Annotated in this window: 21 protein-coding genes and 1 tRNA gene; 5 read left to right on the forward strand and 17 right to left on the reverse strand. The window is 65.3% G+C overall.

Translation table 11 applies throughout. From position 1 onward, the window contains the following. From Q0053_RS11780 to Q0053_RS11820, 9 genes are all read right to left on the reverse strand, one after another. Positions 1 to 353, reverse strand: a 353-nt coding sequence (locus Q0053_RS11780) for a 2Fe-2S iron-sulfur cluster-binding protein (RefSeq protein WP_298100373.1), incomplete at its 3' end; no start/stop codon positions are given. Continuing rightward, positions 353 to 751, reverse strand: a complete 399-nt coding sequence (locus Q0053_RS11785) for a hypothetical protein (RefSeq protein WP_298100375.1) — start codon at positions 749 to 751, stop codon at positions 353 to 355. The genes Q0053_RS11780 and Q0053_RS11785, both read right to left, overlap by 1 nt. 3 nt (positions 752 to 754) lie before the next feature. Further along, the gene (nuoF, locus tag Q0053_RS11790) at positions 755 to 2,068 is read right to left on the reverse strand and encodes an NADH-quinone oxidoreductase subunit NuoF (RefSeq protein WP_298100377.1); all 1,314 of its coding nucleotides are present in this window, start codon (positions 2,066 to 2,068) and stop codon (positions 755 to 757) included. A gap of 3 nt (positions 2,069 to 2,071) precedes the next feature. Continuing rightward, the gene (locus Q0053_RS11795) at positions 2,072 to 2,338 is read right to left on the reverse strand and encodes a hypothetical protein (protein ID WP_298100379.1); all 267 of its coding nucleotides are present in this window, start codon (positions 2,336 to 2,338) and stop codon (positions 2,072 to 2,074) included. Beyond that, complete coding sequence (gene nuoE / locus Q0053_RS11800) at positions 2,335 to 2,997, reverse strand: NADH-quinone oxidoreductase subunit NuoE (protein ID WP_298100381.1); 663 nt, start codon at positions 2,995 to 2,997, stop codon at positions 2,335 to 2,337. Before nuoE ends, Q0053_RS11795 begins: the two co-directional genes overlap by 4 nt. Beyond that, a complete protein-coding gene (locus Q0053_RS11805; RefSeq protein ID WP_298100383.1) occupies positions 2,994 to 4,253 on the reverse strand; it encodes an NADH-quinone oxidoreductase subunit D in 1,260 nt (419 codons plus the stop codon). The genes nuoE and Q0053_RS11805 overlap by 4 nt, the downstream gene beginning before the upstream one ends. Then, entirely contained in the window at positions 4,253 to 4,855 is a 603-nt protein-coding gene (locus tag Q0053_RS11810) for an NADH-quinone oxidoreductase subunit C (RefSeq protein ID WP_298100451.1), read from the reverse strand. The genes Q0053_RS11805 and Q0053_RS11810 overlap by 1 nt, the downstream gene beginning before the upstream one ends. 23 nt (positions 4,856 to 4,878) lie before the next feature. Beyond that, positions 4,879 to 5,436 carry an NADH-quinone oxidoreductase subunit B family protein gene (locus tag Q0053_RS11815; protein ID WP_298100453.1) on the reverse strand — a complete coding sequence of 186 codons (558 nt, stop codon included), beginning with the start codon at positions 5,434 to 5,436 and terminating at the stop codon, positions 4,879 to 4,881. An 83-nt stretch (positions 5,437 to 5,519) separates the two neighbouring features. Next, a complete protein-coding gene (locus Q0053_RS11820) occupies positions 5,520 to 5,897 on the reverse strand; it encodes an NADH-quinone oxidoreductase subunit A (protein WP_298100386.1) in 378 nt (125 codons plus the stop codon). 212 nt (positions 5,898 to 6,109) lie between these two features. Between Q0053_RS11820 and Q0053_RS11825 the strand changes: the two genes are divergently transcribed. Further along, positions 6,110 to 7,672, forward strand: coding sequence for an AbgT family transporter (locus Q0053_RS11825; RefSeq protein ID WP_298100388.1), 1,563 nt, complete (start codon positions 6,110 to 6,112; stop codon positions 7,670 to 7,672). Positions 7,673 to 7,766: 94 nt separating this feature from the next. Next, a tRNA-Asp gene (locus Q0053_RS11830) sits at positions 7,767 to 7,843 on the forward strand. A gap of 285 nt (positions 7,844 to 8,128) precedes the next feature. Here Q0053_RS11830 and Q0053_RS11835 read toward each other — a convergent pair. Next, on the reverse strand, positions 8,129 to 8,491 hold the full coding sequence (locus Q0053_RS11835) for a hypothetical protein (RefSeq protein ID WP_298100390.1): 363 nt from the start codon (positions 8,489 to 8,491) through the stop codon (positions 8,129 to 8,131). A gap of 236 nt (positions 8,492 to 8,727) precedes the next feature. On the opposite strand from Q0053_RS11835, the gene Q0053_RS11840 reads away from it, so the two are divergent. The 3 genes from Q0053_RS11840 (at position 8,728) to Q0053_RS11850 (ending at position 12,332) form a co-directional block, all read left to right on the forward strand. After that, entirely contained in the window at positions 8,728 to 10,341 is a 1,614-nt protein-coding gene (locus Q0053_RS11840) for a DEAD/DEAH box helicase (protein ID WP_298100391.1), read from the forward strand. A gap of 111 nt (positions 10,342 to 10,452) precedes the next feature. Then, positions 10,453 to 11,508 carry a GGDEF domain-containing protein gene (locus Q0053_RS11845; RefSeq protein ID WP_298100393.1) on the forward strand — a complete coding sequence of 352 codons (1,056 nt, stop codon included), beginning with the start codon at positions 10,453 to 10,455 and terminating at the stop codon, positions 11,506 to 11,508. A 38-nt stretch (positions 11,509 to 11,546) separates the two neighbouring features. Further along, positions 11,547 to 12,332: a 1-acyl-sn-glycerol-3-phosphate acyltransferase gene (locus Q0053_RS11850; protein WP_298100394.1), complete on the forward strand. Its 786-nt coding sequence runs from the start codon at positions 11,547 to 11,549 to the stop codon at positions 12,330 to 12,332. Here Q0053_RS11850 and Q0053_RS11855 read toward each other — a convergent pair. Genes Q0053_RS11855 through sufD form a run of 7 tightly spaced genes read right to left on the reverse strand, consistent with a single transcriptional unit; the run spans position 12,329 to position 17,848 of the window. Continuing rightward, positions 12,329 to 13,135 (reverse strand): MetQ/NlpA family ABC transporter substrate-binding protein, encoded by an 807-nt coding sequence (locus tag Q0053_RS11855; protein WP_298100396.1) that lies wholly within the window; start codon positions 13,133 to 13,135, stop codon positions 12,329 to 12,331. The genes Q0053_RS11850 and Q0053_RS11855 overlap by 4 nt on opposite strands. A 23-nt stretch (positions 13,136 to 13,158) precedes the next feature. Further along, positions 13,159 to 13,824: a methionine ABC transporter permease gene (locus Q0053_RS11860; protein ID WP_298100397.1), complete on the reverse strand. Its 666-nt coding sequence runs from the start codon at positions 13,822 to 13,824 to the stop codon at positions 13,159 to 13,161. Further along, on the reverse strand, positions 13,824 to 14,813 hold the full coding sequence (locus Q0053_RS11865) for a methionine ABC transporter ATP-binding protein (RefSeq protein WP_298100399.1): 990 nt from the start codon (positions 14,811 to 14,813) through the stop codon (positions 13,824 to 13,826). The genes Q0053_RS11860 and Q0053_RS11865 overlap by 1 nt, the downstream gene beginning before the upstream one ends. Next, a complete protein-coding gene (locus tag Q0053_RS11870) occupies positions 14,813 to 15,205 on the reverse strand; it encodes an iron-sulfur cluster assembly accessory protein (protein WP_298100401.1) in 393 nt (130 codons plus the stop codon). The genes Q0053_RS11865 and Q0053_RS11870 overlap by 1 nt, the downstream gene beginning before the upstream one ends. Positions 15,206 to 15,216: 11 nt before the next feature. Then, positions 15,217 to 15,612 (reverse strand): SUF system Fe-S cluster assembly protein, encoded by a 396-nt coding sequence (locus Q0053_RS11875; RefSeq protein ID WP_298100403.1) that lies wholly within the window; start codon positions 15,610 to 15,612, stop codon positions 15,217 to 15,219. After that, positions 15,609 to 16,847 (reverse strand): aminotransferase class V-fold PLP-dependent enzyme, encoded by a 1,239-nt coding sequence (locus tag Q0053_RS11880; protein ID WP_298100405.1) that lies wholly within the window; start codon positions 16,845 to 16,847, stop codon positions 15,609 to 15,611. Before Q0053_RS11880 ends, Q0053_RS11875 begins: the two co-directional genes overlap by 4 nt. Next, complete coding sequence (gene sufD / locus Q0053_RS11885) at positions 16,826 to 17,848, reverse strand: Fe-S cluster assembly protein SufD (protein WP_298100407.1); 1,023 nt, start codon at positions 17,846 to 17,848, stop codon at positions 16,826 to 16,828. Before sufD ends, Q0053_RS11880 begins: the two co-directional genes overlap by 22 nt. Between the last annotated feature and the right edge of the window lie 40 nt (positions 17,849 to 17,888).

Raw genomic sequence — 17,888 nt, forward strand, 5'->3', positions numbered from 1 at the left:
CCATAGCCCATGGCCTGGTCCTGCAGGTCGCACTCGCCGCCCTGGTCGCAGATCGGGCAGTCCAGCGGGTGGTTGATGAGCAGGAACTCCATCACCCCTTCGCGGGCCTTCTTCACCATCGGCGTGTCGGTGAAGATTTCCTGTCCCTCGGCGGCCGGCAGGGCGCACGAAGCCTGCGGCTTCGGCGGTCCGGGCTTCACCTCGACCAGGCACATCCGGCAGTTGCCGGCGATCGAGAGCCGCTCATGATAGCAGAAGCGCGGAATCTCCTGTCCGGCGCGCTCGGCGACCTGAAGCACGGTCATCCCGGGCTCGAACTCGACTTCTACGCCGTTGACCTTGGCGACGGGCATCAGCGGGCCTCTTGTTTGGCGGCATCGGCCGCCGTCGGTACATTGACGGTCACGGACCGGCCATCGCGGAACAGATCCGCACCGGCTTCGCCCATCCGGCATTCGAAACTCAACACACCACCATCCACGGGCGCCGCCCAGGACACGGTCGCGCGCGCTGGACCCTGCGCTTCATAAGTGACGGATGTCCCCGTCTGGCCGAACTGCTCGGTCACGCGATCAAGACAGGCCTGCTCAAGAACCGCCGCCGGCCGGACCAGGGGCCCGGGCATGGGCTCAGCCGGCGCAGAGGCCGCCGCCTCCGGCCCCGACACCGGACCCTCGGCAGACCCGGACGCGGCGGGTGCCCCGCAGGCCCCCAGCGTCAGGATCATGAACAGGGCAGGATAAACACGCATCCCCTACTCCGCCGCGATCGCATGGCCGGCGAAATTCGCGCGGCGGCTGCGGTAGGAGGCGATACGTTCCTCGATTTCATGACGGAAATGCCGGATCAGCCCCTGTACCGGCCAGGCGGCGGCGTCGCCGAGCGCGCAGATGGTGTGGCCCTCGATCTGGGTCGAGACTTCCAGCAGCAGGTCGATCTCGGACGGGTCCGCTTCACCGACCGCCATCCGCTCCAGCACCCGCCACATCCAGCCCGTGCCCTCGCGGCACGGCGTGCACTGGCCGCAGCTCTCATGCTTGTAGAAATAGCTGATGCGGGCGATGGCGCGGACCAGATCGGTCGACTGGTCCATGACGATCACCGCCGCCGTGCCGAGGCCCGAGCGCATTTCGCGCAGGCTGTCGAAATCCATCAGCGCGACTTCGGACATTTCGCGCGTGATCAGCGGCACCGAGGAACCGCCGGGGATGACGGCCTTCAGATTGTCCCAGCCGCCGCGCACGCCACCGCAATGGTCTTCCAGCAGCTGACGCAGCGGGATCGACATCGCCTCTTCGACATTGCACGGCCGGTTCACATGGCCGCTGATCGACATGATCTTGGTGCCGGTGTTGTTCGGTCGGCCGAAGCCCGCGAACCACTCGGCCCCGCGACGCAGGATGGTGCCCACCACCGCGATCGACTCGACATTGTTCACCGTGGTCGGGCAGCCATACAGGCCGGCCCCTGCCGGGAACGGCGGCTTCAGGCGCGGCTGGCCCTTCTTGCCTTCCAGCGACTCCAGCAGGGCCGTCTCCTCGCCGCAGATGTAGGCCCCTGCACCGTGGTGGATGTAGACGTCGAAATCCCAGCCATGGACGTTGTTCTTGCCGATCAGCTTGGCCTCATAGGCCTGCTTGACCGCCGCCTCCATGCGCTCGCGTTCCAGCACATATTCGCCGCGCAGATAGATGTAGCAAGCGTGCGCCTGCATCGCGAAGCTGGCGATCAGACAGCCTTCGATCAGCAGGTGCGGATCGTGGCGCATGATCTCCCGGTCCTTGCAGGTCCCGGGTTCGGATTCATCGGCGTTGACGACCAGATAGTGCGGCCGGTCCTTCACCTCTTTCGGCATGAAGGACCACTTCAGACCGGTCGAGAAGCCCGCACCGCCGCGTCCGCGCAGGCCCGAGTTCTTGACGTTGGTGATGATCCAGTCGCGCCCGAGGTCGAGCATGTCCTTGGTCGCGTTCCACGCGCCGCGCTTCTTCGCCCCCTCCAGCGTCCAGTCCTGGAAACCGTAGAGGTTGGTGAAGATGCGGTCCTTGTCTTCGAGGATGCCGACCATGGTTCAGTTCGTCTCCCGCATGCGTTGGCGGTGATAGCGGGTGCGCAGGAAGATGGCGGCCAGCATCAGGGCCCAGCCGAGCGCCAAGGCCGCATAGCCGACCCACTGCACCATCGGGCCGGCAGGTCCGGCAGAAGCGGCAGCCCACACGGCAATGGCCCCGAAGATGACCAGGCCGAAGCCGCCCAGACGCTGGTTGCGGCCGACAGCCCTCAGTTCGGCGCGGTACTGCGCGACCTTGGCGGCGTCTGACAGATCAGGGCGCGTCATGCGGTCACCGGATCCGAGTTCGGCAGCTTCTTGATCTTCTTGCCCGCCGAGCCGTCATAGATCTTGGGATCAGTCAGGGTCAGGGCCCCGCCTTCCGGCTCCGAACTGGTGCGGCCGACACGGCTGCCCGGCTTCGGCTTCTTGCCGGCGGCGAAGTCGTCGATGATCTTCGCCATGCTGTCGGCGGTCAGATCCTCGAAATAGTAGTCGTTGATCTGGGCCATGGGCGCATTGGCGCAGGCACCCAGACATTCAACTTCCTGCCAGGTGAAGCGGCCGTCAGCGCTCAGCGTGTCCTTGGGGCCGATCTTCTTCTTGCAGACGTCCATCAGCTCGCCCGCGCCGCGCAGCATGCAGGGCGTGGTGCCGCAGACCTGTATCAGGGCGGCCGAGCCGACCGGCTCCAGCATGAACATGGTGTAGAAGGTCGCGACCTCCAGCACCCGGATGTAGGGCATGCCCAGCAGCGCGGCGATGGCGCGGATGGCGGGCTCGGAGACCCAGCCTTCCTGCTTCTGCACCAGCCACAGGACCGGGATCACCGCCGACTGACCGCGGTCCGCGGGATATTTGGCGATCCACCAGTCGCATTTGGCCTTCGTCGCCTTGGAGAAGGCGAACGATGCCGGCTGTTCCTTGGCGAGACGACGAACGCTCATCGGTCCACTTCTCCGAAAACGATGTCGAGCGAGCCGAGGATGGCGCTCACATCGGCCAGCATGTGGCCGCGGTTCATCCAGTCCATGGCCTGCAGCGAGCGGAAGCCCGGGGCCGAGATCTTGACGCGCCAGGGTTTGTTGGTGCCGTCCGAGACCAGATAGATGCCGAACTCACCCTTGGGTGCCTCCACCGAGGCATAGACCTCGCCCTCGGGCGTGCGGAAGCCCTCGGTGTAGAGTTTGAAGTGGTGGATCAGGGCTTCCATCGACCGCTTCATCTCACCGCGCCGCGGCGGAACGATCTTGTTGTCCTCGACCATCACCGGCTCGCCGGGGCAGTTGCGCAGCAGGTGGATGCACTGCTCCATGATGCGCACCGACTGCTTCATCTCCTCGATGCGGCAGAGGTAGCGGTCCCAGCAGTCGCCGTTCTTGCCGACGGGAACGTCGAACTCGAGGTCGGCATAGCATTCATAGGGCTGTGACTTGCGCAGGTCCCAGGCGATGTCCGAGCCGCGCAGCATCACCCCGGTGAAGCCCCAGTCCAGCGCCTGCTGTTTCGACACCACCCCGATGTCCACGTTGCGCTGTTTGAAGATGCGGTTCTCGGTGACCAGCGACTCAATGTCTTTCAGCGCCGCCGGGAATTCGGCGCACCAGCGACCGATGTCGTCGATCAGGGCATTGGGCAGGTCCTGATGGACGCCGCCCGGACGGAAATAGTTGGCGTGCAGCCGGGCTCCCGAGGCGCGCTCGTAGAAGACCATCAGCTTCTCGCGCTCCTCGAAGCCCCAGAGCGGCGGCGTCAGGGCCCCGACGTCCATGGCCTGGGTGGTCACGTTCAGCAGATGGGAGAGAATGCGGCCGATCTCGGAATAGAGCACCCGGATCAGCTGGGCCCGGTAGGGCACGTCGACGCCGAGCAGCTTTTCGATAGCCAGGCAGAAGGCGTGCTCCTGGTTCATCGGCGCGACATAGTCGAGGCGATCCAGATAAGGCACGTTCTGGAGGTAGGTGCGGGCCTCCATCAGCTTTTCAGTGCCGCGGTGCAGCAGGCCGATGTGCGGATCGACGCGGGTGACCAGCTCACCGTCCAGCTCCAGCACCAGACGCAGCACGCCGTGCGCAGCCGGGTGCTGAGGGCCGAAATTGATCGTGAACTTTCGGTCGTCCAGCGCGCGGGCGTGGTCGGTCAGACCGTCATCAAAGATGTCGGTGGCACCGAGCGGAAGTGGGGTATTGTGACCGTCAGCCATCAGGCCTTGCTCCCCGCCTTTTCATCGCCCGGCAGGACGGTATCGGCATATTCCGCGCCCTCCCAGGGCGACAGGAAGTCGAAGTTCCGGAACTCCTGGGTCAGTTTGACGGGTTCATAGACAACCCGCTTCTGCTCTTCGTCATACCGGACCTCGACATAGCCGGTCATGGGGAAGTCCTTGCGCAGCGGATGCCCCTGGAAGCCATAGTCGGTCAGCAGCCGGCGCAGGTCGGGGTGACCCGAGAACAACACGCCGAACATGTCGAAGGCCTCGCGCTCGAACCAGTCAGCGCAGGGAAAGACGCCCACGGCACTGGGCACCGGCTGGACCTCATCCGTGGTCAGCTTGACCCGAACCCGCGCATTCCGGGTCAGGGACAGCAGGTGATAGACCACCTCGAACCGCTCCGCCCGGTCGGGGAAGTCGACGCCGCAGAGGTCCAGCAACTGCTGGAAACCGAACCGCTCCTTCAGCGCCGTCAGCACCTCAAGAATACTGTCCCGGCTGGTGATCAGTGTCAGTTCGCCGAACGCAACCTGCGCCTCGACGCCCAGTGCCCCGACCATCTCGGCACCGAGCGGCGTCAGGGCGGTTTCCATCTCCCGGATACGAGCCAGCGCGTTCATCGGTCGATCGTCCCGGTGCGGCGGATTTTCTTCTGCAACTGCAGCAGCCCGTAAAGCAGCGCCTCCGCCGTCGGCGGGCATCCCGGCACATAGACGTCGACCGGCACGATCCGGTCACAGCCGCGCACGACGCTGTAACTGTAGTGGTAGTACCCGCCGCCGTTGGCGCAGCTGCCCATCGACAGGACATAGCGGGGGTCCGGCATCTGGTCGTAGACCTTGCGCAGGGCCGGGGCCATCTTGTTGGTCAGGGTACCGGCCACGATCATCAGGTCCGACTGACGCGGGCTGGCGCGCGGGGCCATGCCGAACCGCTCCATGTCGAAGCGCGGCATAGAGGCCTGCATCATCTCCACGGCGCAGCAGGCCAGGCCGAAGGTCATCCACATCAGCGACCCGGTTCGGGCCCAGTTGATGACGTCATCCAGCGAGGTGGTGATGAAGCCCCGTTCACCCAGCTCGGCATTCACGGCCTCGAAGAATTTGTCGTGGATGGCTGGATCATAGCCCTCCACCGACGAACGGGCACCGGTGTTGAACATGGTCGTGCTCATGGGTGCGGCAAGGCGCGACGACGCGGCCCCGGCCTGCGAGCCGCCCGGATTGCCAACCCCGATCAGCGGGACATTGTTGGTCGTCACTCCCATTCGAGCGCGCCCTTCTTCCATTCGTAGATGAAGCCGACAGTGAGCACGCCGAGGAAGACCATCATCGACCAGAAGGCGAACACCATACCCGCCTGCGAGAGGTCAAACATCGACACTGCCCAGGGAAACAGGAAGGCCACTTCCAGGTCGAAGATGATGAACAGGATGGAGACCAGATAGAAGCGAACATCGAACTTCATGCGCGCGTCGTCGAAGGCGTTGAAGCCGCACTCATAGGCCGACAGCTTCTCGCTGTCCGGGTTCTTCGGGGCCAGAACCCAGGCGGCGAGCATGAAGCCGAGGCCGAGGACCGCCGCGATCCCGAGAAAAATCACGATCGGCAGATATTCGAGCAGGAATGCATTCATCCGGAAGGGACCTTGTCCGCCGTCAGAGGGAGGAGCGGATTCGGCGCTTTCTAGCCTTGGAACCGCGCCCGTTCAAACCCATGTGATGAAAGGTTTTTGTTGAGAATGGTTCGCAGACTTTGGGACAGGATGTCGCAGGCCTGCTGCCTTGCCTCGCGCGCTCCGCTCCCGCCCTACTGTCCACTGATCTGATCACCGCCCGGGAGCGAAGCATGTCCATCGGAAGCCGGGTGCTGAACGGCATCGAACGCATCGGCAACAAGCTGCCGGATCCCGTCTTCCTGTTTCTCTGGTTCATACTGGCTCTTGTCATCCTGAGCCTGGTCGGCGCAGGCCTTGGCTGGCAAAGCGTCAATCCGGTGACGGGTGATCTGCTCCAGGCAAGAAGCCTTTTGGCACCAGAGAATCTGGAAAAACTGTTCATCGAGATGCCGAAGACCCTGGCGGCATTTCCGCCCCTGGGGATCGTGTTGACCGTCGTCTATGGCGCAGCGATCGCTGAGCGGGCAGGACTGTTCACAACGGCGTTCCGGGGCATGCTGCTGAATGCGCCGCGCTTCATTCTGACACCGGTCGTGGCCGTGACCGGCATGGTGTCGCACCATGCCTCGGATGCGTCATACGTCGTGGTGATTCCCCTGGCAGCCGTGATCTTCGCGGCGGCAGGCCGTCATCCTCTCGCCGGACTGGCAGCAGGCTTTGCGGCCGTGTCCGGCGGATTTGCGGGCAATCTGTTCCCGGGTGCATCCGATGCCCTGATCCTGGGCATTACAGAGCCGGCCGCGCGCCTGATTGACCCGAACTATAGCGTGACCATTGCCGGCAACTGGTTCTTTTCCATCGGCATGGTGGTCGTCTTCACCCCGATCATTTGGTTCCTGACCGACGCCGTGATCGAGCCGCGCCTGAAGAAGCGGTCGCCCATCGAGATCGAGGGACCGAAGGCCGACGAAAAAGTACCGCTGACGCCGGCAGAGAAGCGCGGCCTGGGCTTTGCCGGCTTGACCCTCCTCGGAATGGTCGCGCTCTGGACCTTGATCCTGCTGATCCCTGGCTCGCCCTTCATCGACACGGAAGCCGACGCCAACACGCGGTTGAACCCGCTCTACCAGTCCCTGGTCGCTTTCTTCGCCATCCTGTTCTTCCTCGCAGGTGCCGCCTATGGGGTCGGTGCCGGTACGGTAAAGAGCCATCGCGACCTGGTCGTCATGATGCGCGATGGCATCGCCCAGATGGCCCCCTATATCGTGCTGGCCTTCTTCGCAGCCCATTTCGTGGCCATGTTCAACTGGTCGGGCCTGGGGCCGATTCTGGCGGTCAGCGGAGCGGAGTATCTGAAGGGCGTGGCCCTGCCGACGCCGGCCCTGCTGGTCGCGGTCGTTCTGGTGTCCTGCTTTTTCGACCTGTTCATCGGCTCAGCCTCGGCCAAGTGGTCGGCGTTGGCACCCATCGTCGTGCCGATGTTCATGCTTCTGGGCATCAGCCCGGAGATGACGACCGCAGCCTACCGGATGGGCGATTCGGTGACCAACATCGCCACCCCGCTGATGAGCTACTTCCCCCTTATCCTGACCTTCGCCCAGCGATGGGACCCGCGCTTCGGTCTCGGGTCGTTGCTTTCGACCATGCTGCCCTATGCCGGTGTCTTCCTGATCGCGGGTCTGACTATGGTAGGAACCTGGGTCGCGCTGGACCTGCCGCTGGGACCCGGCGTCGGCGTCCATTATGAGCCGCCGCCGATCCAGACCGCCCCGGTGGCGACCCCGGCACCCTGAACTGACAAACTGTCATTCCCGCGCTTGACAGTGGAAGCCGCGCCCGCCTAAACGACGCCCCTCGCCGCGAAGCACTGCTTCGCGGCGGGAATACGCGGGTGTAGCTCAGTTGGTTAGAGTGCCGGCCTGTCACGCCGGAGGTCGCGGGTTCGAGCCCCGTCACTCGCGCCATTCCCTTTGAAATCGAAAACAGGGAATGGCGCGGCCCCGCCGGGGCAATGCGTCACAGCTCACCGCCCCGTCAGCACCGCATACTTCGTCACCAGCGCCTTTTCGCTTCCGTCCGGCACAGCCATGATCCGGGTCAAGGTGCAGGCCTGCAATGACGGCTCTTTCGGCAAGTCCGTCATGGCAGCGTTCAGCTGCGGTCCGGGTCCCATAAAGGGTTCAGCAAGCCGCCGCGGTTTTCCTCCGCCGCGTTCGGCGCAAGCACGCGACGGATGGCTATGTAGCCCCTTAGGGATTCCGGCCCGCGACCAGGACGTTCTGGACCCGGCGGCCCAGCGGATCGCGAGATTGCCAGGTCTCGCCGACCTCGGCCTCGACCATCCGGGTACAGAACCGCGGGATCAGCATATTGGGCCGCATGTTGCTCAGGCAGATCTGCTCGCCGGCGACGGACCACCGCGCCGCCAGCCGACGCCCATCCGAAAACTGGGCTGCATAGGAACCGTCGGGGTTAAACCAGTGCCGGACCCAGCCGCCGTCGGGGTAGCGCGAGACAACCGTATTGCCGAAAACGGAACTCATTTCGGTCCGGCCCGGACTCGCGACCAGCGATGCGACAATCAGTGTCGCGACGGCGAGCGTTCGCAGCATTCCAGCCCCCTCTTTGGCCCTTCCTTTGTGAAACTATTAACAAATGGTTAGGAAAAGCCAAGCCCCGACGCCGTCTATGCGAATAGTTGACTCTGACGTAGGGGCTTCTATACGCGGGGCACGTTCGGGACAGGACTGGCGAATCCGCGCCGCCCGCTCGCCCAGAGACAGGGCGGTTCCGCGACATCGCACGACGGCCCGATGCGCGGGACGTCCTTCACCCGTCCCAAGGACCCATGACCGAATTTTCCCAGCTCGGCCTCTCGGCCACGACTCTCAAGGCCGTCGCTGACACCGGCTATACAACCGCCACCCCTATCCAGGCCTCAGCTATCCCGGTCGCCCTTGCCGGACGCGACGTTCTCGGTATCGCCCAGACCGGTACGGGCAAGACCGCCGCCTTCACCCTGCCGATGATCGACCGGCTCGCGTCGGGCCGCGCCAAGGCGCGCATGCCGCGCGCCCTCGTCCTCGCCCCGACCCGGGAATTGGCGGACCAGGTTGCCTCGTCCTTCGAGAAATACGCCAAGGGTACCAAGCTCAGCTGGGCCCTGCTGATCGGTGGTGTATCGATGGGCGACCAGGTGGCCCTGCTGAACAAGGGCGTCGACGTCCTGATCGCGACTCCCGGCAGGCTTCTGGATCTGTTCGAACGCGGCAAGGTGATGCTCAACGGCGTCGAGATCATGGTCATCGACGAAGCCGACCGCATGCTCGACATGGGCTTCATCCCCGATATTGAGCGCATCTTCAAACTGACGCCGCCACGCCGCCAGACCCTGTTCTTCTCAGCGACGATGCCGCCCGAAATCACCCGGCTGACGACCCAGTTCCTCAAGGACCCGACGCGGCTGGAAGCCTCGCGCCCGGCCCAGACCGCCGACACCATCACCCAGTATCTGGTCCGCATCCCGACCAGCGACCCCAAGGCAAAGCGCGCCGCCCTGCGGGCCCTGATCGGCCGCGCCGATGTGCGCAACGGCATCGTGTTCTGCAACCGCAAGACCGAGGTCGACGTCGTCGCCAAGTCGCTGAAGCAGCACGGTTTCGATGCTGCGCCAATCCACGGCGACCTCGATCAATCGCTGCGTATGAAGACCCTGGCGGCCTTTCGCTCGGGCGAGCTGAAGCTGCTGGTGGCCTCCGACGTCGCCGCGCGGGGCCTGGATATTCCGGATGTCAGCCACGTCTTCAACTACGATGTGTCCCACCACGCCGACGACTATGTGCACCGGATCGGCCGTACGGGTCGTGCGGGCAAGCTGGGCCAGACCTTCATGATCGTGACTCCGGCGGACGACCGGTCGCTGGACAAGGTCCTGAAGCTGATCAAGATGGACCCGGAAGAACTGGTTCTCGACGGCGCAGACTTTTCGCCCGGGAAGCCGCAGCCGCATCGGGATGCGGAACGGCCCGAGCGTGCAAAGGCCGGCGGGCGGGGCAGAGGTTCCCGGGCAGCGCTTCAGGACCCGGCCGGGCCGTCGGAAAGCCTCGGCCCGGTTCCGACCGGCGACCCGATCATGAAGCCAGCGGCAATGGAGGCGTCCACGGCGGACGCGCCGGCATCGGAACCGGCCAAACCGCGCCGGACCCGCAGTCGCCGCGGCTCGCGGTCCACCCCAGACGGGGCAACCGGGAGCGTCGAAATCCAGACCGCCGCACCCGTCGCTGAAGTGGCCCCGACACGGGCGGCTCCCTCCCCGGATCGGCCGGTGCAGGAGACTCACCTGCGGCAGTCAGACCGTCGAGGCGACCGCGCGAGCGCTGAGCCCAAACAGTCAAACGGACGGCCATTCGGAGAGGGCGACATCCCTGCCTTCCTGCGCCGACCAGCTTCCAGCAAAAGCTGAAAACACTCCCAATTCAGCGGTCATCGAACCAGATTTAACCAGTCGTTACGGAACCGCGGATAGGCTGTTTTTCTAGGTCGGTCGCGTCGGGCGGTCAGGCGAGGACTCGGTATGGCGGACAAGCTGGAAACCACGCTTCGGGGACCGGAAGCCTACGGTCTGGCCCGCCGGGTCATCGAAGCGATGGAGTCGGCGAGCGTCTGGCCTACGCCACTGAATTTCGAGATCTGGGTCCATTATCTGGGCACCCCGGAAAGTCCACTGGGCCGGGAGATCAATCGCATTCTGGCTGCCTCGGAACCCTTCACCGAGGCTACAGCCGAGATTCTCGCGGCTGAGTATCTGCCGCGCGGGCGATTGAGCGAAGAGATACGCGATGCCGGCCAGGTGCTGGATCGAGAGCTGTCCAGCGTCTCCGACGCCATCTCAAAGGCCCACAAATCGCAGGCCACCTTCGGACAGACCCTGGACCAGGCCGCGACAAGCATCGCGACCGCAAGCGGTGATGCCGGCCTCAAGGCCATCGTCTCAGGTCTGTCGTCGGCGACCCGCGAGGTCCGACGCGAGAGCGAAACGCTGGAGAACCGCCTCGAGGCGTCGACCCGCGAGATCGCCCGTTTGCGTGATCACCTTGAACAGTTCCGCCGCGACGCGATGACCGACGCCCTGACAAATCTGGCCAATCGCAAGGCGTTTGACGAACAACTGGATGCCGCCTGTAGCCAGGCCGAAGCCGAGCATGGGGCCCTGACCCTGGCCGTGCTCGATATCGATCACTTCAAGCGATTCAACGATACCTGGGGGCACCAGACCGGCGATCAGGTGCTGCGCTATGTCGCCAGCGTAATGGGTCGGATGGCCAAGGCCCCCCGTGTTGCGGCCCGGTTTGGCGGCGAGGAATTCGCCATAATTTTCCCCGGAGAGAGCCCCGGCGAGGTCCATCAAGTGCTCGAAGCCATCTGCAAGGAAATCGCATCCCGGTCGCTCCGGCGCCGGTCGACAGATGACGAGCTGGGTGCCGTGACCCTGTCCGCCGGCTTCGCGCACCGACGCCCGGGCGAGACAGCCTCCTCACTTCTGGAGCGGGCGGACACCGCCCTCTACGCTTCCAAACATGCCGGCCGGAATCGTGTCACGAGCGCCGACGCTATGGACCAGGCCGCCTGACGCCTTCCGCTTCTGTCGTTTCACGTCATAGTGGACTGATGCGCAGCCTCGCCTTCAACGTCGCCTACTGGCTTTTGTCGATCCTCTACGCTTCCGCTGCGGCCTTTGCCGCCCTTGCCCCCGGACGCGAGGCAACCAGTTGGATCATCCGCCGATATGTGAAGCGTATGGTGCAGGCCATGCGCCTGCTGGCCGGGATCCGCCTTGAGATCCGGGGTCGCGAACGTCTGCCGGCCGGTGCCTTCATCATCGCCTCGAAACACCAGAGCTGGGGCGACGGCTTTGCGACCTACGACCAGTTCGACGACCTCGCCTTCGTCACCGGCGACCATCTGGAAAAATTTCCGCTACTCGGCACGGTCCTGCGCAAGCTGGGAGCCATCGTCGTCAACAACTGCGGGGGCCGCGAAGCGCGCGAGGCGCTGAAGCATCGCTCGGCCGACGCCCATGCCGCCGGCAGGAAGATACTGATCTATCCCGAGGGCAATCTGGCCAAGGTGGGAGAGAAGTTCCGCTATCGCTCCGGCGTCTGGCACATGTATCGCGACTTCGACATGCCGGTCGTACCCCTGGCCACCAACCTCGGCCTGTTCTGGCCACAGGAAGAGTTCCGCAAGAACCCCGGCACGGCAACGCTGGAGTTCCTCGATCCGATTCCGACAGGGCTGGGCAAGGAAGAGTTCCTCGCAAGGCTGGAGGCCTCGGTAGAGGGCAAGACCGCCGAACTCGTGGCCGAGGCCACCGGTCAGCCAGTCATCGCGGCGGTGCGGGTGCTCGCACCCGATGAGGCGGCAAGGGCCGCCAAGCTGGCGACAGCGGTCTAGGCCGCCGGGATCACGGCCCCATCGTATTTCTGGGCGATAAAGTCCTTGACCGCCTGGCTGCGCAGCATGGCCGCCAGGGCGACGATGCGGGGGTCCGCCCGGTTTTCCGGCCGCGCCACCAGATAGTTCACATAGGGGCTGTCTGACCCTTCCAGCGTCAGCGCATCCGTGCGCGGCTTCAGACCGGCGTCGAGAGCATAGTTGGTGTTGATCACCGCCATATCGACCTGATCCAGCACCCGCGGCAGGGTCGCGGACTCAAGCTCGCGGAAACGCAGGTTCTTCGGATTTTCCACAATATCGCGCAGGGTCTGCAGCGGATTGACCGGGTCCTTGAGCCGGATCAGCCCGGCCTTCTGCAGCAGGATCAGCGACCGACCGATCGAGGAGGCGTCGTTGGGAACGGCGACCTCGGCACGGTCCGGAAGTTCGGCGAGCGTCCGGAAACGGCGCGAATACGCCCCCAGCGGCTCGACATGGACACCCGCCACAGTGACGAGGTCCGAACCGCGCGAGGCGTTGAACTCATCGAGATAGGGCTTTGTCTGGAAATAGTTGGCGTCCAGCCGCCCCTCGGCCAACTGGGTGTTGGGCTGGACGTAGTCGTTGAACACCTTGATCTCGATCTGGATGCCCTCGGCCGCCAGCAGCGGCTTGATGTGTTCCAGAATTTCAGCGTGCGGGACGGCCGTCGCACCGACGATCAGCGGCGCGTCGGCATCGACCTTCGTCGCAGCACCCCGCCCGCAGGCGGCGAGCACCAGCGAAGCGGCAGCGAGGGTCAGGAGCGAACGGCGGATCATGGGCGAGCCTTTCGGGGAAGCGATCAGCGATGGGAAACGGCGGCGACCAGCCGGTCACCGAGCATCTGGAGAAGCTGCACCAGCAGGAGCAGGAGAACGACGGTCACGACCATGACATCGGTCTGGAACCGCTGATAGCCGAAGCGGATGGCAAGGTCGCCCAGTCCGCCTGCGCCGACGACGCCGGCCATGGCGGTGTAGCTGACCAGGGCGATGGCCGTGACGGTGGCCCCGGCGAGGATGCCGGGCATGGCCTCGGGCAGCAGGGCGCGGGTGACGATCTGGAAGGTCGAGCCGCCCATGGCCTGGGTCGCCTCGACCACACCCTTGTCGACCTCGCGAAGAGCCGTCTCGACCAGCCGCGCATAGAAGGGCGCGGCCCCGACGACCAGCGGCGGAATGGCTCCAGCCACGCCCAGGGAGGTCCCGACCAGCAGCACCGTCACCGGCAGCATGACGATCAGCAGGATGATGAAGGGCACCGACCGCAGGATGTTGACGATCAGCGAAAGCAGCGCGTTCACCACGGGATTGGCAGCCAGCCTTCCCTTGCCGGACAGGTACAACAGCACCCCCAGAGGGATGCCGAACACCACGGTAAGGACCATTGATCCGCCGAGCATCAGCAGGGTGTCGCGCGATGCCCGCGCGATCTCCGGCCAGTCGATATTGACGAAGAAGGCCTCCATCACGCTGCCTCCACCGTCACGCCGCGGGCCGTCAGCTGTGCCACCGCCGCCTCGGCGTCGCCGCCCGTGAAGGCCACCACCAGCTGGCCATAGGGCTCACCCCGGATGCGGCTGATACGACCCGACAGGATCGAATAGTCCACACCCACCGAGCGCGCGACACGGCTCAGTTCGGGCTCATAGGTCGAGCCGCCCCGGAAGGTCAGTCTGGCCAGCCGTCCACCCGGCGGCACGTCGGCGGCCTCGAAACCCTCCTCACCCTCGGCCAGCATGGCGCGGGTCGCGGCGTGCTGCGGATGCAGGAAGACATCGGCAGTCGCCCCCTCCTCCACCACCCGGCCGTCCTTGAGCACCGCCACCCGGTCGCAGACGCGGCGCACCACCTCCATCTGATGGGTGATCAGGACGATGGTCAGTTTCAGATCGCGGTTCAGCTGGTCGAGCAGCGACAGGATTTCGTCCGTCGTCTCGGGATCCAGGGCGCTGGTCGCCTCGTCGCACAGCAGGACGCCGGGTTCGCAGGCGAGAGCCCGGGCGATGCCGACCCGCTGCTTCTGCCCGCCGGACAGCTGCGCAGGATGCTTTTTCGCATGGTCCGAGAGGCCCAGCTGCGCCAGCAGATCCGCCACACGCCGGTCGATCTGCGGCTCTGCCCGGCCCTCCAGTCGCAGCGGAAAAGCCACATTCTCTGCGACAGTTTTTGCGTTCAACAGATTGAAATGCTGGAAGATCATGCCGATTCGTCGCCGCGCAGCGCGCAACGCCGCCGGCGTCAGGGTTGTCATCTCGCGCCCGTCGACGGTCACTCGTCCCGCGTCCGGCCGTTCCAGCAGATTGATCGTCCGGATCAACGTTGATTTTCCGGCACCCGACCGCCCGACCACACCGAACACCTGGCCCGCCTCGACGGTCAGATCGACCGAGTCCAGCGCCACGCGCTCGCCTGCCGCGCTCCGGAAGCGTTTGGTGACCCCTTCCAGCCGGATCATCAGTCGGCGTCCAATGCCTTTGCGGGAATGATGGTGACGCTCTCACCACAGCCGCAGGCGTCGGTCTGGTTCGGGTTCCGGAACACGAATTTCGAGGCCAGCTTCGTGACCTCATAGTCGAGCTCCGATCCGATCAGGAACAGGATCGACTTGGGATCGACAACCACGGTCGCACCCTTGTCGACCACCACCTCGTCCAGCGGCCCGAGTTCGTCAGCGAAGGCGAAGGTGTATTCCTGTCCCGCACAGCCCGCATTCTTCAGCCCGACGCGCAACGCCTTGTGTCCACCGGCTTCGGTAAGGGCGCGCACCCGTTCTGCTGCCGCCTCGGTCAGGGTGACGACAGCGGGCCGAGGGCGGCGGGCACGGGGTGTGGTCTGAAGCTCGGTCATCGGACGGTCCATCAGAACATGTTCAGGGCCAACTTGGCCTCGTCGCTCATTTTCGAGGGGTCCCACGGCGGATCAAAGGTCAGTTCCGCGCGCGCCGACTTCACGCCCTCGACCTTCTTCACCGCCTCCTCGACCCAGATCGGCATCTCGCCGGCCACGGGGCAGCCCGGCGCTGTCAGCGTCATCTCGACCACCACATCGCGGTCGTCGGACAGGTCGACCTTGTAGATCAGGCCCAGCTCATAGATGTCGACCGGAATTTCCGGGTCGAACACCGACTTCAGGGCCTCAATGATGTCGTCTGTCATCCGGTCTATCTCGGCCTGGGCCAGGGCGCTCTTCTGGGGCGCGTCCCAGGCTTCGGCAAAGGCAGCGCTGTCGGTCTTGGGGGTCGTCGGATCGCTCATGCGAAGAACTCACGGGCCTTGATCAGGGCGTCGGCGAAGGCGTCGGCGTCCTCGAGGGTGTTGTAGAGGGCGAAGCTCGCGCGGGCGCTCGAGGTGATGCCGAACCGGCGCGACAGCGGCTCGGCGCAGTGCAGGCCGGCACGCACGGCGACGCCGTAGCGGTCCATCACCTGGGCAATGTCATGGGCATGGGCTCCTTCGACGGTAAAGGTGAAGATGGCCCCCTTCCCCTTCGCCGTTCCGATCTCGGTCAGCCAGTTCCGGCCGTCCAGTCGCTCGCGCACCCGATCCATCAGCGCCTGTTCGTGGGCCCGCACCGCATTCGGGTCGAACTTCTGCATCCAGGAGATCGCTGCCCCGAGGCCGATGGCCTCCAGGATCGGCGGCGTGCCGGCCTCGAACCGGTGCGGCAGGCCCGCATAGGAGACCGCATCCTCGGTCACCGTGGCGATCATCTCGCCCCCGCCCTGATATGGCGGCAGGGCCTCCAGCGCGGCGCGCTTGCCGTACAGCCCGCCAATGCCGGTAGGACCGAACAGCTTGTGCCCGGTGAAGACATAGAAGTCGGCGTCCAGCGCCTGGACATCCGGGCTGCAGTGCACCGCCCCCTGACAGCCGTCGACCAGAACCAGCGCCCCGGCCGCGTGGGCCAGGTCGGCGATGGCGCGGACATCGTTCACCGTGCCCAGAACATTCGACATATGGGTCACCGCCACCAGCCGCGTCCTCGGCCCGATCAGCGCCGCCAGCGCCGCCATGTCCAGCGACCCGTCATCCAGCACCGGGGCCCATTTCAGCACCGCCCCGAAACGCTCACGCAGCATGTGCCAGGGCACGATATTGGCGTGATGCTCCATCTGGGTCACGACGATCTCGTCGCCCGGCTGGATCGACTGACCCAGCCCCGCCGCGACCAGATTGATCGCCTCGGTCCCGCCCTTGGTCCAGACGATCTGATCCGGGCTTTCGGCATTCAGGAACCGCGCCATGGTCTCGCGCGCCGCCTCGAACGCCTCGGTCGTCTCATTGGCCAGCGTATGCAGCCCGCGATGCACATTGGCATAGGAGTGTTCCATCGCCGCCGTCAGGGCGTCGATCACCGCCCGCGGCTTCTGCGCCGAGGCAGCCGAGTCCAGATAGACCAGCGGCTTGCCGTTCACCGCCCGCGACAGGATCGGAAAGTGGGCGCGGGCGGCATAGGGGTCAAAGAGGGTCACAGGCGAGCCGTCAGCCATTCCCGCACCACCTCTCTCGCGCCCTCATGCTCGATCCGGTCGACCACCTCGATCAGGAAGGCCTGCGTCAGCAGGGCCCGCGCCTCGTCGACGGGGATGCCGCGCTGCTGCATGTAGAACAGGGCGCTCTCGTCCAGATTCCCGACCGTATTGCCGTGCGCGCACTGCACGTCGTCCGCATAGATCTCCAGCTCCGGCTTGGCGTCGATCTCGGCGCGTTCGCCGAGGATCAGGGCATGATGCCCCATCCGCGCATCAGTGCCGTCCGCCCCGCGCTCGACGATGATCTTGCCCTGGAAGACGCCGCGCGCCGTGTCGCGGACGACGCCCTTGGTGAGTTGGGAGGTGAGGCCGTTCAGGCCGCCGTGGGACACCACGCTGGTCAGGTCCGAATGTCGCGCGCCGTCGAGCAGATACAGGCCGTCGATCCGCACCTCGGCACCTTCGCCGGGATGAGCCAGTCGTGTCTCGTGCCTTTGCAGTTTCGCGCCGGTGGTCAGCACGGTCTGGGCAAAGTGGGCACCCTCGCCCAGCGATACTTCGGCCGTCGCGATCGACACCGCGTCTTCGGCATCGTCCTCGATGACGACCCGGGACAGCCGCGCGCCCTCGCCGAGGCTGATATCCAGCGCGACATTGGACACATAGCCCGCCGCCCGGCCTTCATAGCTCTCCAGCAGGAGCAGCGACGACCCTGCCCTGACCTCCACCGACACCTTCGTCTGATGCCCTGTCCCGTCTGCCGTCGAGACGAACCGGAGGCGCGCGACATGGTCACCCGGCCCCTCGGCGATCAGGCCGGAACGGCCGTTGCCGTGGCCGTTGACCACTGCCAGTTCATCCCCGCCCAGGGCCGCAAACGGCCCGCCCGGCGCGACATCGGCATGGGGCGACACCGGCGGTGTCTCGCGCAGAGCGCGGCTCAGGTCGGAGTATCTCCACGCCTCGACGCGGCGGGTCGGGAAGGAGGATGGGTCGCGGAGGTCTATAGCCAGACTCATGCCCTTCTCCCCTTGCGGGAGAAGGTGGCAGCCGAAGGCT

The sequence above is a fragment of the Brevundimonas sp. genome (genome assembly GCF_027487935.1).
Classification (GTDB): Bacteria; Pseudomonadota; Alphaproteobacteria; order Caulobacterales; family Caulobacteraceae; genus Brevundimonas.

What these genes read in the sequence shown, in the direction of transcription:
- Q0053_RS11785 (WP_298100375.1), bottom strand. Translation starts at nt 751, where the DNA reads ATGCGTGTTTATCCTGCCCTGTTCATGATCCTGACGCTGGGGGCCTGC.
- nuoF (WP_298100377.1), bottom strand. Translation starts at nt 2,068, where the DNA reads ATGGTCGGCATCCTCGAAGACAAGGACCGCATCTTCACCAACCTCTAC.
- Q0053_RS11795 (WP_298100379.1), bottom strand. Translation starts at nt 2,338, where the DNA reads ATGACGCGCCCTGATCTGTCAGACGCCGCCAAGGTCGCGCAGTACCGC.
- nuoE (WP_298100381.1), bottom strand. Translation starts at nt 2,997, where the DNA reads ATGAGCGTTCGTCGTCTCGCCAAGGAACAGCCGGCATCGTTCGCCTTC.
- Q0053_RS11805 (WP_298100383.1), bottom strand. Translation starts at nt 4,253, where the DNA reads ATGGCTGACGGTCACAATACCCCACTTCCGCTCGGTGCCACCGACATC.
- Q0053_RS11810 (WP_298100451.1), bottom strand. Translation starts at nt 4,855, where the DNA reads ATGGAAACCGCCCTGACGCCGCTCGGTGCCGAGATGGTCGGGGCACTG.
- Q0053_RS11815 (WP_298100453.1), bottom strand. Translation starts at nt 5,436, where the DNA reads ATGAGCACGACCATGTTCAACACCGGTGCCCGTTCGTCGGTGGAGGGC.
- Q0053_RS11820 (WP_298100386.1), bottom strand. Translation starts at nt 5,897, where the DNA reads ATGAATGCATTCCTGCTCGAATATCTGCCGATCGTGATTTTTCTCGGG.
- Q0053_RS11825 (WP_298100388.1), top strand. Translation starts at nt 6,110, where the DNA reads ATGTCCATCGGAAGCCGGGTGCTGAACGGCATCGAACGCATCGGCAAC.
- Q0053_RS11835 (WP_298100390.1), bottom strand. Translation starts at nt 8,491, where the DNA reads ATGCTGCGAACGCTCGCCGTCGCGACACTGATTGTCGCATCGCTGGTC.
- Q0053_RS11840 (WP_298100391.1), top strand. Translation starts at nt 8,728, where the DNA reads ATGACCGAATTTTCCCAGCTCGGCCTCTCGGCCACGACTCTCAAGGCC.
- Q0053_RS11845 (WP_298100393.1), top strand. Translation starts at nt 10,453, where the DNA reads ATGGCGGACAAGCTGGAAACCACGCTTCGGGGACCGGAAGCCTACGGT.
- Q0053_RS11850 (WP_298100394.1), top strand. Translation starts at nt 11,547, where the DNA reads ATGCGCAGCCTCGCCTTCAACGTCGCCTACTGGCTTTTGTCGATCCTC.
- Q0053_RS11855 (WP_298100396.1), bottom strand. Translation starts at nt 13,135, where the DNA reads ATGATCCGCCGTTCGCTCCTGACCCTCGCTGCCGCTTCGCTGGTGCTC.
- Q0053_RS11860 (WP_298100397.1), bottom strand. Translation starts at nt 13,824, where the DNA reads ATGGAGGCCTTCTTCGTCAATATCGACTGGCCGGAGATCGCGCGGGCA.
- Q0053_RS11865 (WP_298100399.1), bottom strand. Translation starts at nt 14,813, where the DNA reads ATGATCCGGCTGGAAGGGGTCACCAAACGCTTCCGGAGCGCGGCAGGC.
- Q0053_RS11870 (WP_298100401.1), bottom strand. Translation starts at nt 15,205, where the DNA reads ATGACCGAGCTTCAGACCACACCCCGTGCCCGCCGCCCTCGGCCCGCT.
- Q0053_RS11875 (WP_298100403.1), bottom strand. Translation starts at nt 15,612, where the DNA reads ATGAGCGATCCGACGACCCCCAAGACCGACAGCGCTGCCTTTGCCGAA.
- Q0053_RS11880 (WP_298100405.1), bottom strand. Translation starts at nt 16,847, where the DNA reads ATGGCTGACGGCTCGCCTGTGACCCTCTTTGACCCCTATGCCGCCCGC.
- sufD (WP_298100407.1), bottom strand. Translation starts at nt 17,848, where the DNA reads ATGAGTCTGGCTATAGACCTCCGCGACCCATCCTCCTTCCCGACCCGC.